The following is a 14,623-nucleotide window of genomic DNA, read 5'->3' on the forward strand; positions in this document are numbered from 1 at the left end:
ACTCACGGGTAGGGCATGCGCTGATCATGGTTCGGTCACGGAAGCTACGGACCGGCGGATTCCGGCGTCCCGGGTTGTCCGGAGCGTCCATAATGGGGGGAGAACCCTCACTCGCCCGGCCGCAACGGCGCAGCCAGGTCGAACCATCGAAGGTGCCATGCCCCCCACACTCGCCTCCGTCGCCCGCAACACCGCGCTCCACCTGACGGTGCTGGCCGGTGCGGATCACCTGGAGCGCCAGGTCCGCTGGGTGCACACCAGCGAACTGGACGACCCCACGCCCTTCCTGGAGGGCGGCGAGCTGCTGCTGACCACGGGCATCAAGCTCGGCAGGAGCGCCGCGCAGCTGCAGGCGTACGTGCACCGGCTGGCCGACGCCGGCGTGGTCGGCCTGGGCCTGGGCGTCGGCCTCTCGCACACCGAGGTGCCGCAGGCGCTGGTGGACGCCGCCGCGCAGCGCGGCCTGCCGCTGCTGCGGGTCCCGGAGGCGACGCCGTTCATCGCCATCTCCAAGGCGGTCTCCGCCGCGCTCGCCGCCGAGCAGTACGAGGCGGTCACCACCAGCTTCGAGGCGCAGGAGGAGCTGACCCGGGCCGCGCTGGGCAAGGACGGCACCACCGCGGTGGTGCGCCGGCTCGCCGCCCGGCTCGGCGGCTGGGCCGCGCTGTACGACGGCTCGGGCGCGCTGTCCGCGGTCGCCCCCGACTGGGCGGCCCGCCGGGCCGGCCGGCTGGCCGCGGAGGTCGACCGGCTGCGCCGCAGACCCGCCCCGTCCAGCGCCGCCCTGCAGGGCCGGGCCGGGACCATCGACACCGCCGACGAGGACTACGTGGTGGTCCAGTCGCTCGGCGCGGACCGCCGCCCGCGGGGCTTCCTCGCGGTCGGCACCGAGGACCGCATCACCCCGACCGAGCGGTACGTGCTGAACGCCGCGGTCGCGCTGCTCACCCTCACCCTGGAGCGCTCGCGCGAGCTGCGGCAGGCCGAGGAGCGGATGGGCGCCGCGCTGCTGCGGATGGTGCTGTCCGGTGAGGTCGCCACCGCGCGGCAGGTCGCGGCGGGCCTGTTCGGCGGGCTGCCCGAGGGCACCGTACGGGTGCTGGTCGCGGCCGCCGCGCCCGGCCCGGAGGCCGCCGAGGCGCTCGGCGAGCTCGGCGACCGGGCCGAGCAGGCCGGCGGCAAGGTCGGCGAGAAGCTGCTGGTGGCCCGCGAGGACGGGCCGCACGGCCCGCGGCTGATGGTGCTCGCGCTCGACAACGGCTCGGTCCACCGGGCCTGCCTCGGCGCCGTCGAGGAGCAGGAGGGCCTGGCGCTCGGCGTCTCCGCCCCCGCCGCACTGGAGGACGCCGGCACCGCCTACGCGCAGGCCGAGCGCGCCCTCGCCGTCGCCCAGCGGGGCGGCCGCCGCACCGTCGACCACGAGGAGGTCGGCGCCGGGTCGCTGCTGCCGCTGCTCGGCGAGGAGGCCGTCACCGCGTTCGCCGAGGGCCTGCTGCGCCCGCTGCGCGAGCACGACCGGACCGCCCGCGGCGACCTGGTCGCCTCGCTGCGCGCCTGGCTGTCCCGGCACGGCCAGTGGGACGCCGCCGCCGCGGACCTCGGCGTGCACCGCCACACGCTGCGCTACCGGATGCGGCGGGTGGAGGAACTGCTCGGCCGTTCGCTGGACGACACCGACGTCCGGATGGAGCTGTGGCTGGCCCTGCGGGCCGGCGAGGACTGAGGGCGCGCCGTTCCGTAGTAATCAGGGCCGCTCTTTCGTCCCCGGCGGCCAATCGGAAACCCGCCGCCTCCGCCCTACCGTGGCGGGGTGAGCGAGATGTCTTCCGAGGGAAGGGCCGGTGCGACCGTGACCACCACTCATGAGTTCTGGCTGGCCGGGCGGCGGGCGAGCGGCGAGACGGCGTTCGGGGTCCGTCACCCGCACGACGGCAGCCTGGTGGCGAGCGTGAGCGTGCCGACCGACGCGCAGGTGGAGGAGGCCGTGGCGGCCGCCGCCGCGGTGGCCCCGGCGCTGGCGGGGACCCCGGCGCACGTGCGGGCGACCGCGCTGGACCACGTGGCGAAGCGGCTGGCCGAGCGCACCGAGGAGATCGCCCGGCTGATCACCGCGGAGAACGGCAAGCCGATCAAGTGGGCGCGCGGCGAGGTCGGCCGCGCCGTGTCGGTGTTCCGCTGGGCGGCCGAGGAGGCGCGGCGCACCAACGGCGAGACGCTGCGGCTGGACACCGACCCGGGCGGCGTCGGCCGCTACGCGATCGTGCGGCGCTTCCCGCGCGGCGTGGTGCTGGGCATCGCCCCGTTCAACTTCCCGCTGAACCTGGTGGCCCACAAGGTGGCCCCGGCGATCGCGGTCGGCGCCCCGATCATCCTCAAGCCCGCCCCGGCCACCCCGCTCTCCGCCCTGGTGCTGGGCGAGATCCTGGCCGAGACGGAGCTGCCGGCCGGCTCGTGGAGCGTGCTGCCGGTGGAGAACGCGAAGATGCCGGCGCTGGTGCAGGACACCCGCCTGCCGGTGATCTCGTTCACCGGCTCGGACAAGGTCGGCTACCAGATCATGGACTCGGTGCCGCGCAAGCACGTCACCCTTGAGCTCGGCGGCAACGCCGCGGCCGTGGTGCTGGCGGACTGGAGCTCGGAGGCCGACCTGGAGTGGGCGGCGAGCCGGATCGCGCTGTTCGCCAACTACCAGGGCGGCCAGTCCTGCATCTCGGTGCAGCGGGTGATCGCCGACGCGAGCGTGTACGACGCGCTGGTGGAGAAGGTGGTCGCCAAGGTGCAGGCGCAGGTGACCGGCGACCCGAACGACGACGCCACCGACGTCGGCCCGCTGGTCGACGAGAACGCCGCCAAGCGCGTCGAGGCCTGGGTGGAGGACGCCGTCGCCAAGGGCGCCAAGGTGCTGACCGGCGGCACCCGGGACGGCGCCGCGTACGCGCCGACCGTGCTGGCCGAGCTGCCCGCGGACGCCATCCTGGCCACCGCCGAGGTGTTCGGCCCGGTGCTGTCGCTGCACCGCGTGGAGTCCACCGAGGAGGCCTTCGCCGCGGTCAACGACTCCGCCTTCGGCCTGCAGGCGGGCGTGTTCACGCACGACGTGCAGACCGCCTTCCGCGCCCACCGGGAGCTGGAGGTCGGCGGCGTGGTGATCGGCGACGCGCCGTCCTACCGCGCCGACCAGATGCCGTACGGCGGCGTGAAGGACTCCGGCGTCGGCCGCGAGGGCGTCAAGTACGCGATGGAGGACTTCACCTTCGAGAAGGTCCTGGTGCTGACCGGCCTCGACCTCTGAGACACGAACCCTGACGCCCCGTCACCGTGCCTGCGGCGGCGGGGCGTCGCCCTGCCTTGACACCCCTGGGGGCCCGGCGTAGTCCGGGAGACAGGCAAGGAAGGGAGGCCCCGTCATGTTGGGCGACCTCATCGGAGAGGAACAGGGCCAGATCACCGGTCAGCGGGTGCTGGGCGGCGAACACGGGCTGCCGCCGACCGTGGAGACCTCGTTCGCGGCGAGCGGCACCCTGCTGGGCGTCCAGGTCCAGGACATGGGCACCTACACCGCGCGACTACGCGCCGACGGCACCCTGGAGGGCGCCGGGAGCGGCGTGCTGATGGGCCCGGGCGGCGCGCACGCCAGCTGGAAGGGCCTGGCCGTCGGCACCTTCACCGAGAGCGGCGGCAACAGCTTCCGCGGCTCGATCGTCTACGAGAGCGACTCCCCGGAGTTCGAGGGCCTGCGCGGCGTCGCGGGCGTGTTCGAGTGGGAGACCGCGGCGGACGGGAAGGCGGCGGGCCGGCTCTGGGCCTGGAAGTGAGCACGCCGTAGCGCACGACACAATGGGGGCATGAACTCGCTCGCCCACCCGCAGCTGCGCTTCACCCCGACCGTCGCCGACCCGGACGGGCCCCGGGAGTTGGTCATCCTCGGCTCGACCGGCTCGATCGGCACCCAGGCCATCGACGTGGTGCTGCGCAACCCCGACCGGTTCAAGGTGGTCGCCCTCTCGGCGGCCGGCGGGCGGGTCGAGCTGCTCGCCGAGCAGGCCCTGACGCTGGGCGTGCACACCGTGGCGGTGGCCGACCCGGCGGCCGTGCGGCCGCTGCGCGACGCCCTGGCGGCCCGGGCGGCCGGCGCGGCGCTGCCGGAGGTCCTGGCCGGCCCGGACGCGGCGACCGAGCTGGCCGGCCTGCCCTGCCACTCGGTGCTGAACGGCATCACCGGTTCGATCGGCCTGGCGCCGACGCTGGCCGCGCTGCGCGCCGGCCGGGTCCTGGTGCTCGCCAACAAGGAGTCGCTGATCGTCGGCGGCCCGCTGGTGAAGGCGGTCGCCCAGCCCGGCCAGATCGTGCCGGTGGACTCCGAGCACGCCGCGCTGTTCCAGGCGCTGGCCGGCGGCACCCGCGCCGAGGTCCGCAAGCTGGTGGTCACCGCCAGCGGCGGCCCGTTCCGCACCCGCACCCGCGAGCAGCTGGCGCAGGTCACCCCCGCCGACGCGCTCAACCACCCGACCTGGGCGATGGGCCCGGTCGTCACGATCAACTCGGCCACCCTGGTCAACAAGGGCCTGGAGGTGATCGAGGCGCACCTGCTGTACGACGTCCCCTTCGACCGCATCGAGGTGGTGGTCCATCCGCAGTCGGTCGTTCATTCGATGGTGGAGTTCACGGACGGCTCCACGCTGGCCCAGGCGAGCCCGCCGGACATGCGGATGCCGATCGCGCTCGGCCTCGGCTGGCCGGACCGGGTGCCCGACGCCGCCCCCGGCTGCGACTGGACCAAGGCCGCGACCTGGGAGTTCTTCCCGCTCGACAACGAGGCCTTCCCCGCGGTCGACCTCGCCCGCGAGGTCGGTACGCTCGGCGGGACCGCCCCGGCGGTGTTCAACGCCGCCAACGAGGAATGTGTGGACGCTTTCCTGAACGGCGCGCTTCCCTTCACCGGAATCGTGGACACTGTGGCGAAGGTGGTCGCCGAACACGGCGCCCCGCAGGCGGGAACTTCGCTCACGGTGGAGGACGTACTCCAGGCGGAGCGCTGGGCCCGCGCCCGGGCCCGGGAACTGGCGGCAGGTTAGGTACGACGGAGGCGACGCGGTGGACAAGCTGATGTGGGTGCTGGGCGTCCTGATCTTCGTGGTCGGGCTCCTCTTCTCGATCGCCTGGCACGAGCTCGGCCACCTGTCCACCGCGAAGCTCTTCGGCATCCGGGTACCGCAGTACATGGTCGGCTTCGGCCGGACGCTGTGGTCGACCAGGCGCGGCGAGACCGAGTACGGCCTGAAGGCGATCCCGTTCGGCGGCTACATCCGGATGATCGGCATGTTCCCGCCCGGCGCGGACGGCCGGATAACCAAGCGCTCCAGCTCGCCCTGGCGGACCATGATCGAGGACGCCCGCTCGGCCTCCTACGAGGAGATCCTGCCCGGCGACGAGGACCGGCTGTTCTACACCCGCAAGCCGTGGAAGCGCGTCATCGTGATGTTCGCCGGGCCGTTCATGAACCTGGTGCTCTCGGTCGCGCTGTTCCTCGCCCTGTTCATGGGCATCGGCCTGCGGACCGCGGTGCCCACCGTGGAGTCGGTCAGCGAGTGCGTGGTCCCGGTCAGCCAGGCCGCGGACGGCTGCAAGCCCGACGCCGAGAAGTCCCCGGCCAACCTGGCCGGCTTCAAGGCCGGCGACACGGTGCTCAGCTTCGGCGGGGTGCCGATCCACGACTACCCGCAGCTGCAGGGCCTGATCCGGGACTCCGCCGGCAAGCACGTGGACGTCCAGGTCCGCCACAAGGACGGCACCGAGGCGACCCTCCCCGCCGACATCAAGACCAACACGCTCCCGGCGATGAAGAGCGACGGCACGGCGATCAAGGGCCAGACCGTCACCGCGGGCTTCCTCGGCATCACCCCGGCGGTCGGCGTGCAGCACCTGTCGCTGACCGAGAGCGCCCGCCAGATGACCACCATGGCGGAGCACGGCGTTCAGTCGCTGACCCAGCTGCCCGGCAAGATCCCCGGCCTGTGGCACGCCGTCGTCGACGGCACCCCCCGCGACACCGACTCCCCGATCGGCATGGTCGGCGCGGCCCGGCTCGGCGGCGACGTCTTCTCCATGGACCTGCCCGCCACCCAGCAACTCGCCTTCTTCGTCCAGCTGCTGGCCGGCATCAACCTGATGCTCTTCCTGTTCAACATGCTGCCGCTGCTCCCGCTGGACGGCGGCCACATCGCCGGCGCCCTCTGGGAGTCGCTGCGCCGCGGCGTCGCCCGCCTGCTGCGCCGCCCCGACCCCGGCCCGTTCGACGTGGCCCGCCTCATGCCGCTGGCCTACGTCGTCGCCGGCGTCTTCGTCTGCTTCACCGCCCTGGTGATGGCCGCGGACATCGTCAACCCGGTGCGCCTGAACTAGCCGCGCCACCCGCGGCCGGGTGTGCTCCGCCACCCGGCCGTGCCGTACCGTTGGACGCCGGGCGCGCCGTAGCGGCGCGCGCCGGATCATCGAACCTCTGCAGAGGAATCACTGCGCACATGACCGCGATCTCGCTCGGTATCCCGTCCCTGCCGCTCAAGCCGCTCGCCCAGCGCCGCCACTCGCGTCAGATCATGGTCGGCAACGTGCCGGTCGGCGGCGACGCGCCGGTCTCGGTGCAGTCGATGACCACGACGCTGACGTCGGACGTCAACGCCACGCTGCAGCAGATCGCCGAACTGACCGCCTCGGGCTGCCAGATCGTCCGGGTCGCGGTGCCCTCGCAGGACGACGCCGACGCGCTGCCGATCATCGCCCGGAAGTCGCAGATCCCGGTGATCGCCGACATCCACTTCCAGCCCAAGTACGTGTTCGCCGCGATCGACGCCGGCTGCGCCGCGGTGCGCGTCAACCCGGGCAACATCAAGGCCTTCGACGACAAGGTCGGCGAGATCGCCAAGGCCGCGAAGGACGCGGGCGTGCCGATCCGGATCGGCGTCAACGCGGGCTCGCTCGACAAGCGGCTGCTGGAGAAGTACGGCCGGGCCACCCCCGAGGCGCTGGTGGAGTCCGCGCTGTGGGAGTGCTCGCTGTTCGAGGAGCACGACTTCCGTGACATCAAGATCTCGGTCAAGCACAACGACCCGGTCGTGATGATCAACGCCTACCGCCAGCTCGCCGCCGCCTGCGACTACCCGCTGCACCTCGGCGTCACCGAGGCCGGCCCCGCGTTCCAGGGCACCATCAAGTCCGCGGTGGCGTTCGGCGCGCTGCTCGCCGAGGGCATCGGCGACACCATCCGGGTCTCGCTCTCCGCCCCGCCCGCCGAGGAGATCAAGGTCGGCAACCAGATCCTGGAGTCGCTCGGCCTGCGCCAGCGCGGCCTGGAGATCGTCTCCTGCCCGTCCTGCGGCCGCGCCCAGGTGGACGTCTACAAGCTCGCCGAGGAGGTCACCGCCGGCCTGGAGGGCATGGAGGTGCCGCTTCGGGTCGCCGTCATGGGCTGCGTCGTCAACGGCCCGGGCGAGGCCCGCGAGGCCGACCTCGGCGTCGCCTCCGGCAACGGCAAGGGCCAGATCTTCGTGAAGGGCGAGGTGATCAAGACCGTGCCCGAGTCGAAGATCGTCGAGACCCTGATCGAGGAGGCCCTCAAGCTGGCCGAGCAGATGCAGGAGGAGGGTGTCGAGTCCGGCGCCCCCGTCGTCGTGGCCGCCGAGTGACGGCCTGAAGTCCCCCGGCGGGGCCGCCCACAGCGGGCGGCCCCGCAACCGTTGAGAGGTGCCGACGTGCTCGACCGAGGTGTGATGCTGCCCGGCCCGTTCCAGGTCGCCCGGGCGCTGGCCGCCACGCGCGTGCTGGAGGCCCCGGACCTGGACGAGGCGCTGGAGATCCTGCACCGCGACCCGGTCGCCAACGCCTTCGTCGCCACCCGGGTCGAAGCCGTCGGCCTCGACCCGTGGCGGCTCGGCGGCGAGATGTGGGGCTGGCACGACGCGGACGGCCGGCTCGACGCGCTCTGCTACGCCGGCGCCAACCTGGTCCCGGTCAACGCCGGACCGGAGGCCGTCCGCGCCTTCGCCGAACGCGCCCGCCGCCAGGGCCGCCGCTGCTCCTCCATCGTCGGCCCCGCCGAATCCACCGCCGCCCTGTGGGCGCTGCTGGAGCGCGCCTGGGGCCCGGCCCGCGAGGTCCGCGGCCACCAGCCGCTGATGGCCACCGCCACCCCCGTCACCGAGGTCGGGCCCGACCCGCTGGTGCGCCGGGTGCACCGCGGCGAGATCGAGGCGCTGATGCCCGCCTGCGTGGCGATGTTCACCGAGGAGGTCGGCATCTCCCCGCTGGCCGGCGACGGCGGACTCCTCTACCAGGCCCGGGTCGCCGAACTGGTCTCCACCGGCCGGTCCTTCGCCCGCTTCGACGAGCACGGCAAGGTGGTCTTCAAGGCCGAGATCGGCGCCGTCACCGCCGGGGCCTGCCAGATCCAGGGCGTCTGGGTCGCCCCCGAGCACCGCGGCCGCGGCCTGTCCGAGACCGGCATGGCCGCCGTGGTCAACACCGCGCTCGCCGAGGTCGCCCCCGTGGTCTCGCTCTACGTCAACGACTTCAACATCCGCGCCCGCGCCGCCTACCGCCGGGTCGGCTTCCGCGAGGTCGGCGCGTTCATGAGCGTGCTGTTCTGACGGCCGGTCAGCCCCGCGCCGCGGGGTCGCGCAGCGGCAGGTGCGCGCCCATCACCGCGTACGGGCGCAGCGTGTTCGGGAAGCGCACCGCGCGCGCCAGGTCCTGGTAGCCGAGCGCGCGGTACAGCCGGCGGGCCGGGGTCTCCGCGTCGATCGCGGAAAGGATGGAACGGTCCCGCCCGGAGCGCTCGCACAGGGTGCGGATCAGCCGGGTGCCCACCCCGTGGCCCTGGTAGCGCGGCAGCACGTGCAGCTCGGTGATGGCGAACACCCCGTCCAGCCAGTGCTCGTGGCCGCGCGCCGCCAGGTACGGCTCGATCACCGTCGACCACCAGTGCTCGCGCTGGTTGGGCATCCCGTAGCCGAAGCCGACCAGTTCGCCGTCGGCCATCGCGCCCAGCGCGATCACCCCCGGCTGCAGCGCGTGCCGGCCGACGATCGGCAGCCGCACCGCGACCTCCTCGGGCAGCAGCCCGAAGGCGACCGCCTGGACCTCCAGCACGGCCGGCGCCCACGCCGCCAGGTCGATGGCCTCGATCGTCACCTCGGTGAGCTGCTCCATGACCGGGACGTTACTACTTGCGGCGGCGCGCAGCGCCGTGCCCCGGCTTCACAGCCAGGCCGCGAACTCCAGATGGAGCTCGGCGGTCGCGTCGTCCCCCGCCGCCAGCGCCGCCAGCGCGGTGTCCACCGCCCGCAGCAGGGTCCAGGCCCGGACCCGGTCGGCGGGCAGGTCCACCGCCTCGGACAGCTGCTGCAGCCGACGCCTGGCCGCCCCGCGCGGCCCCGGCGAGGCGGCCAGGGTGTCCAACCGGTCCAGCACCAGCCGGGCCAGGTCGTAGGCCCGATCACCCACCAGCGGACGGGGACTGACGGCCAGCCAGGGCGCCCGGTCGGCGGCCAGCACCCGCCCGTGGTGGAAGTCCCCGTGCAGCAGCCACCCCCCGCCGTCCGACGCCAGCGCGAGCGCCTCCAAGGCCTCGTCGACCAGCGGCGCCGCGTCCACCGCGCCCGGCAGCGCGCGGTGTTCGGCGATCCGCGAGGCCGCTGCGGCGGCCCGGTCGGCGAGCGAGGCGAACGCGTGGCCCGGGGCCGGCTCCACCCAGAGCCGCTGCAGCAGGCTGGTCGCCTCCAGCATCGCCTTCGCCTCGGCGAGCGAGCGCAACGGGATGTCGCCGTGCAGGCGCTCCAGCAGGAGCATGCCCGCCGCGTGGTCCTCGTCCAGCAGCAGTGCCGCCCCGCGACCCGCCCACTGCCGCAGTGCCGCGGCCTCCTGCGAGCGCTCGGGCGCGGGCCGGACGGCCTTCAGCACCGCCGGCGCCAGATCGTCCTCCCGGTGCACGTACCCCACCAGGCTCCCCCGCCCACCGGGCTCCGCGACCCGCTCCAACACCAGCCCCCACGCCGCCAGTCGATCGGCGAAGCCACCGGGCAACGCGGCCAGCCACCCGGCCGCGGCCGGGTCCTGTTCGAGACGGACGGCCTCCACGAGACGCTCGGGCACGGGGAACGGGGTGGGCTGTGCGGACATGCTGCTCATTGTGGGTCATAAACCTCATGAGCTCGGGGAACTTGCACTATCCAGGGGCTCGGGGAACTGCGAGGCGAGTGTCTGGTGGTCTTAGGGCGGCTGTACGTCTTGGAGACCTCTATGCGCCGAGACCTTGCAGCGCCCTGGAACCCTCGCCGCCACGCACTCCCGCCGTTCCCCGGGCCCCTGGATAGTGCAACTGGACGGCTTGCCTAGAGGCTGGGGGCGGCGCCGGAGGCGGTGGGGGTGGGTTCGGTGGGGGTGAGGCCGGGGAGGGCGGGGAGGTCTGCGCCCCAGTGGGTGGCGCGGAGGGCGCACTCGCGGAGGGCGGTGGCGCCGTCCATGCGGAGGGTGGGGCCGGCGGCGGCGAGGTCGGCGTAGGCGGCGGTGAGTTGGACCTCGAGGTAGGCGGCGAGCTGGCCGGCGGTCGCGGCGTCCTTCACGGCGAAGGGGAGGCGGTAGCCGGGGGCGGCGGCGGTGGGGGAGACACCGGAGGTGGCGAGCAGGCGCTGCCAGGCGTCGCGGCGGGCCTGGTGCGCGGTGTACGCGGTGCGGCCGTCCTCGCGCTGGGGTCCGGTCGGGAGGAAGGCGCCGACCACGCCGTAGCCGTAGACGGCGGCGTGCTCCGCGGCCAGCACGGCCTGCAGGGCGTCGGCGTCGCCCGTGGGCATCGCGCTGGGCTTGGCACTCTCGGTCCCCGCAGCAGCGGAGGCGGAGGTGGCAGCGGAGGCGGAGACGGACGCCGACGGGGAGGCGGAGGCGCCGGTGGGGAGGGTGATGGGGGTGGTGTCGCCGAGGGTGGCCGCGTGGGCGGCGCCGGACGCGGCGACGGCGGCGAGCACCTTGGCGAGCGCGGGGGAGGCCGCGGCGAGGTCGCCGAGTCGGATGCCCACGGTCTGCCGTTCGGCCGCCGCCAGCTCGGCGACGCTGCGGATCGCGCCCGCGGACGCCGAGGCGGAACCGGAGCCGGAGACCGAGGCGGACGGGGAGCCCGAGGAGGCCGGCAGCGACTGCGCGAGGGCGGTGCGGTGCTGGGCCACGTCCTCGCGCAGGTCGGTCAGCCGGTCGGCGTTGGCGGGGGAGGTGGCCAGGAGGCTGTCGTAACCCGCCAGCAGGGCGTCGGTGGCGGCGAGTTGACGCAGTCTCAGCGGGCGGTCGGCGTCCTCGGCGCGCTGCTGCGCGGTGCCCTGGTGGTCGTCGGTGCAGCCGCAGACCAGTTGGAGGCCGGTGAACGCCCCGAGGGCCAGGAAGGTCCGCCGGGTGGGCGAGGGCATCAGCGCTCCAACGTGGTCGTGGGAGCCGGTACCGCTCCCGTCGGGAGAATCTTTACCGGACGCCGGTGGGCTCCGGAGGGATCTCGGACGCTATCCGGCGGCTGTGACGTTGCTCGCAGCGGGGTGCCGGGGGCGTGGCGGCGCTCGGGTCGGAATCGTGGGTTCGGGGGTTGACCGGATAGGCTTCGCGATGAGTTAGCACCTCCTGACAACAGCAGACGCGGCCGAGGAGTCACCCGGATGAGCACCACCCCCACCGACCGGCTGCGCGCATTGTTGGAGCCGCTGGCCGCCGAAGCCGGGCTGGACCTCGAGGAGGTCGTGATCGCCCAGGCCGGCAGCCGCCGCCAGGTGCAGATCGACGTGGACGCCGACGGCGGTGTCGACCTGGACGCGATCGCCGAGTTCTCCCGGCTGGTCAGCCAGGCACTCGACGAATCCAACCTGATGGGTGACGCGCCCTACCTGCTGGAGGTCGGCTCGCCGGGCGCCGAGCGCCCGCTGACCGAGCCGCGGCACTGGCGGCGCGCCACCGGGCGACTGGCGGCGATCAAGCTGGCGGACGGCGCGGAACTGACCGCGCGGGTGCTGGAGAGCGACGAGGACGGCGCGCTGGTCGAGGTGCAGCCGGTCAAGGGGCGCGGCCGCCCCAAGGAGCGCCGACTGGAGTTCGCGGAGATCGCGCGGGCCCGGGTGCAGGTCGAGTTCAACCGCAAGGACGAGGAACTGCTCGACGCCGCCGCTGACATCGCGGACACGGACGACGAGGAAGAGGAGGCGTAATCGTGGACATCGACATGAGTGCCCTGCGCGGGCTGGTCACCGAGAAGGGCGTACCGTTCGACCTGCTGGTCGAGTCGATCGAGTCGGCCCTCCTCATCGCGTACCACCGCACCGAGGGCTCGCGCCGCCGGGCGCGGGTGGAGCTGAACCGCAAGACCGGCCACGTGACGGTGTGGGCCCTGGAGGACGCGTCGGAGCTGGAGGAGGGCGTCGAGCCGAAGGAGTTCGACGACACCCCGAGCGGCTTCGGCCGGATCGCCGCGTCCACCGCCAAGCAGGTCATCCTGCAGCGGCTGCGGGACGCCGCGGACGACCAGACCTTCGGTGAGTACGCCGGCAAGGAGGGCGACATCGTCACCGGTGTCGTCCAGCAGGGCAACGACCCGAAGAGCGTGCTGGTCGACATCGGCAAGCTGGAGGCCATCCTGCCCCCGCAGGAGCAGGTCCCGGGCGAGGACTACCGGCACGGCACCCGCCTGAAGTGCTACGTGGTGGGCGTGCGCCGCGGTGTGCGCGGCCCGTCGGTGACGCTGTCGCGGACCCACCCGAACCTGGTGAAGCGGCTGTTCGCGCTGGAGGTCCCGGAGATCGCGGACGGCTCGGTGGAGATCGCCGCGATCGCCCGTGAGGCCGGCCACCGCACCAAGATCGCGGTATGGTCGCGCAAGTCGGGCCTGAACGCCAAGGGCGCCTGCATCGGCCCGAACGGCATGCGGGTGCGGTCGGTGATGGCCGAGCTGCACGGCGAGAAGATCGACATCGTCGACTGGTCGGAGGACCCGGCCGAGATGGTCGCCGCCGCCCTGTCCCCCGCGCGGGTGACGAAGGTGGAGATCGTGGACCGCGCGCAGCGCTCCGCCCGGGTGATCGTGCCGGACTACCAGTTGTCGCTGGCCATCGGCAAGGAGGGCCAGAACGCCCGCTTGGCCGCCCGGCTCACCGGATGGCGGATCGACATCCGTCCGGACACCGAGGCCCCGGCCGGGGAATCGACGCCCCAGTAGCAAGCGTTGTCATGAGCCTCCGGAGATCTACTCGGCGGCAGCGAGGCCCTTCGGAGGGGTAGACTTGAACGTGTCTGGCCGGACGCATGTCCGCGCACGCCCTGAACGCACCTGCGTGGGCTGCCGCAAGCGGGCGGCCAAGCACGAGCTGCTGCGTGTCGTGGCGGGTGAGGGCGAATGCGTCCCCGACCCCCGCGGCACACTGCCGGGACGAGGCGCGTATCTGCACCCCGACCCGAACTGCCTCGACCTCGCGGTACGCCGCCGGGCGTTCCCCAGGGCCCTCCGGGTCCAGGGAGTGCTCGAGCCCGGTGAGCTGCGGGAGTACGTCGAGGCGGGGGCGCCTCCGGCCGTCGGCCGGTCGGCCCCCTGACGGGCTCCGCCCGGCAACATGCACCAGCGCACGGCAGCGGTATGCGCCGCCGTGCGCACAGTCAGGTACCTCGCGAGATGGAAGTAGGTCGAGATTGCGATGAGCACTCGATGAGTACGCGATGAGTACGCCCATGAAGTAGCGACGGTCCGGCGGACGACACCCCGGACTCATAGACAGGAGCGAAGTGGCTAAGGTCCGGGTATACGAACTCGCCAAGGAGCTTGGCTTGGAGAGCAAGGCCGTGCTGGCCAAGCTCACCGAGCTCGGCGAGTTCGTGCGGTCTGCGTCCTCGACGATCGAGGCGCCGGTCGTGCGCAAGTTGACTGACGCTTTGGGAGCGACCCCGCCGTCCGGCGGTGGGTCCTCCGCGAAGCCTGGCCCGCGGAAGCCCGCGGCGCCCCAGCCGTCCGGCGGCAGCGCCGGTGCGGCCGCACCCAAGCCGGGTGCGCCCTCCCCCGGCCCGCGTCCGAGTGTGACGCCGGGCCCCCGTCCGACTCCGGCCGCAGGCCCCGCGGGCGGCGGTGCCGCGCCGCGGCCCGGCGCGCCCACCCCGGGTCCGCGTCCGGCCACCCCGGCTCCGGCGGCGGCCCCCGCCCCGGCGGCCGAGTTCTCCTCCCCGGCTCCGGCCGGCGAGGCCCCGGCGCGTCCGGCGGCCGCCCAGCGGCCGGCCCCGGCCAACCCCGCGGCCCGTCCGGGCCCGCGTCCGGCCGGCCCGCGTCCGGGCAACAACCCCTTCACCTCCAGCGGTGCCTCCGGCATGGCCCGTCCGGGCGCTCCGCGTCCGGCCGGTGCTCCGGCCGGCGAGCGCGGTCCGCGTCCGGGTGGTGCTCCGGGTGGCGAGCGTGGTCCCCGTCCGGGCGGTGCCCCGGCCGGTGAGCGCGGTCCCCGTCCCGGTGGCGGCGCCCCGCGTCCCGGTGCTCCGCGTCCGGGTGGTGCTCCGGGTGGCGAGCGTGGTCCCCGTCCGGGCGGTGCCCCGGCCGGTGAGCGCGGTCCCCGTCCCGGTGGCGGCGCCC

At 73.9% G+C, this 14,623-nt stretch carries 13 protein-coding genes and 1 pseudogene; 11 read left to right on the plus strand and 3 right to left on the minus strand.

Features of this window, described 5'->3' with window-relative positions; genetic code table 11:
* Nucleotides 1–157: 157 nt before the first annotated feature.
* The 7 genes from ACWD4U_RS27520 (at nucleotide 158) to ACWD4U_RS27550 (ending at nucleotide 8,642) form a co-directional block, all read left to right on the plus strand.
* Nucleotides 158–1,723: a PucR family transcriptional regulator gene (locus tag ACWD4U_RS27520; protein ID WP_363458173.1), complete on the plus strand. Its 1,566-nt coding sequence runs from the start codon at nucleotides 158–160 to the stop codon at nucleotides 1,721–1,723.
* Nucleotides 1,724–1,849: 126 nt separating this feature from the next.
* The gene (locus ACWD4U_RS27525; RefSeq protein WP_363458175.1) at nucleotides 1,850–3,292 is read left to right on the plus strand and encodes an aldehyde dehydrogenase family protein; all 1,443 of its coding nucleotides are present in this window, start codon (nucleotides 1,850–1,852) and stop codon (nucleotides 3,290–3,292) included.
* A gap of 115 nt (nucleotides 3,293–3,407) precedes the next feature.
* Nucleotides 3,408–3,815 (plus strand): hypothetical protein, encoded by a 408-nt coding sequence (locus ACWD4U_RS27530; protein ID WP_363458177.1) that lies wholly within the window; start codon nucleotides 3,408–3,410, stop codon nucleotides 3,813–3,815.
* A 30-nt stretch (nucleotides 3,816–3,845) separates the two neighbouring features.
* Nucleotides 3,846–5,075 carry a 1-deoxy-D-xylulose-5-phosphate reductoisomerase gene (gene dxr, locus ACWD4U_RS27535; protein WP_363458180.1) on the plus strand — a complete coding sequence of 410 codons (1,230 nt, stop codon included), beginning with the start codon at nucleotides 3,846–3,848 and terminating at the stop codon, nucleotides 5,073–5,075.
* Nucleotides 5,076–5,094: 19 nt separating this feature from the next.
* Nucleotides 5,095–6,402: a M50 family metallopeptidase gene (locus ACWD4U_RS27540; protein WP_363458182.1), complete on the plus strand. Its 1,308-nt coding sequence runs from the start codon at nucleotides 5,095–5,097 to the stop codon at nucleotides 6,400–6,402.
* Between the two features lie 119 nt (nucleotides 6,403–6,521).
* On the plus strand, nucleotides 6,522–7,682 hold the full coding sequence (gene ispG / locus ACWD4U_RS27545; protein WP_363458185.1) for a flavodoxin-dependent (E)-4-hydroxy-3-methylbut-2-enyl-diphosphate synthase: 1,161 nt from the start codon (nucleotides 6,522–6,524) through the stop codon (nucleotides 7,680–7,682).
* Between the two features lie 84 nt (nucleotides 7,683–7,766).
* Complete coding sequence (locus tag ACWD4U_RS27550; protein ID WP_363458279.1) at nucleotides 7,767–8,642, plus strand: GNAT family N-acetyltransferase; 876 nt, start codon at nucleotides 7,767–7,769, stop codon at nucleotides 8,640–8,642.
* Between the two features lie 7 nt (nucleotides 8,643–8,649).
* Here the strand turns inward: ACWD4U_RS27550 and ACWD4U_RS27555 are convergent, their stop codons facing one another.
* The 3 genes from ACWD4U_RS27555 to ACWD4U_RS27565 form a co-directional block, all read right to left on the minus strand.
* Nucleotides 8,650–9,204 carry a GNAT family N-acetyltransferase gene (locus ACWD4U_RS27555; protein ID WP_363458188.1) on the minus strand — a complete coding sequence of 185 codons (555 nt, stop codon included), beginning with the start codon at nucleotides 9,202–9,204 and terminating at the stop codon, nucleotides 8,650–8,652.
* A 48-nt stretch (nucleotides 9,205–9,252) separates the two neighbouring features.
* On the minus strand, nucleotides 9,253–10,173 hold the full coding sequence (locus tag ACWD4U_RS27560; RefSeq protein ID WP_363458191.1) for an aminoglycoside phosphotransferase family protein: 921 nt from the start codon (nucleotides 10,171–10,173) through the stop codon (nucleotides 9,253–9,255).
* A gap of 212 nt (nucleotides 10,174–10,385) precedes the next feature.
* Nucleotides 10,386–11,447, minus strand: coding sequence for a ferritin-like domain-containing protein (locus ACWD4U_RS27565; protein WP_363458193.1), 1,062 nt, complete (start codon nucleotides 11,445–11,447; stop codon nucleotides 10,386–10,388).
* A 240-nt stretch (nucleotides 11,448–11,687) separates the two neighbouring features.
* Here ACWD4U_RS27565 and rimP point away from each other — a divergent pair, with 240 nt between their 5' ends.
* The 4 genes and pseudogenes from rimP to ACWD4U_RS27585 form a co-directional block, all read left to right on the plus strand.
* Complete coding sequence (gene rimP, locus ACWD4U_RS27570; protein ID WP_363458196.1) at nucleotides 11,688–12,230, plus strand: ribosome maturation factor RimP; 543 nt, start codon at nucleotides 11,688–11,690, stop codon at nucleotides 12,228–12,230.
* 2 nt (nucleotides 12,231–12,232) lie between these two features.
* Nucleotides 12,233–13,234: a transcription termination factor NusA gene (gene nusA / locus ACWD4U_RS27575; protein WP_363458199.1), complete on the plus strand. Its 1,002-nt coding sequence runs from the start codon at nucleotides 12,233–12,235 to the stop codon at nucleotides 13,232–13,234.
* Nucleotides 13,235–13,304: 70 nt separating this feature from the next.
* A complete protein-coding gene (locus tag ACWD4U_RS27580; RefSeq protein WP_363458282.1) occupies nucleotides 13,305–13,607 on the plus strand; it encodes a YlxR family protein in 303 nt (100 codons plus the stop codon).
* A 187-nt stretch (nucleotides 13,608–13,794) separates the two neighbouring features.
* Nucleotides 13,795–14,623: pseudogene (locus ACWD4U_RS27585) on the plus strand (translation initiation factor IF-2 N-terminal domain-containing protein); the annotation flags it as partial.

The sequence above is a fragment of the Kitasatospora sp. NPDC002522 genome, from assembly GCF_053595195.1.

Coding starts and splice junctions, on each gene's coding strand:
- ACWD4U_RS27555 (WP_363458188.1), bottom strand. CDS start 9,204: ATGGAGCAGCTCACCGAGGTGACGATCGAGGCCATCGACCTGGCGGCG.
- ACWD4U_RS27565 (WP_363458193.1), bottom strand. CDS start 11,447: ATGCCCTCGCCCACCCGGCGGACCTTCCTGGCCCTCGGGGCGTTCACC.
- ispG (WP_363458185.1), top strand. CDS start 6,522: ATGACCGCGATCTCGCTCGGTATCCCGTCCCTGCCGCTCAAGCCGCTC.
- ACWD4U_RS27520 (WP_363458173.1), top strand. CDS start 158: ATGCCCCCCACACTCGCCTCCGTCGCCCGCAACACCGCGCTCCACCTG.
- ACWD4U_RS27550 (WP_363458279.1), top strand. CDS start 7,767: ATGCTGCCCGGCCCGTTCCAGGTCGCCCGGGCGCTGGCCGCCACGCGC.
- rimP (WP_363458196.1), top strand. CDS start 11,688: ATGAGCACCACCCCCACCGACCGGCTGCGCGCATTGTTGGAGCCGCTG.
- ACWD4U_RS27560 (WP_363458191.1), bottom strand. CDS start 10,173: ATGTCCGCACAGCCCACCCCGTTCCCCGTGCCCGAGCGTCTCGTGGAG.
- dxr (WP_363458180.1), top strand. CDS start 3,846: ATGAACTCGCTCGCCCACCCGCAGCTGCGCTTCACCCCGACCGTCGCC.
- ACWD4U_RS27530 (WP_363458177.1), top strand. CDS start 3,408: ATGTTGGGCGACCTCATCGGAGAGGAACAGGGCCAGATCACCGGTCAG.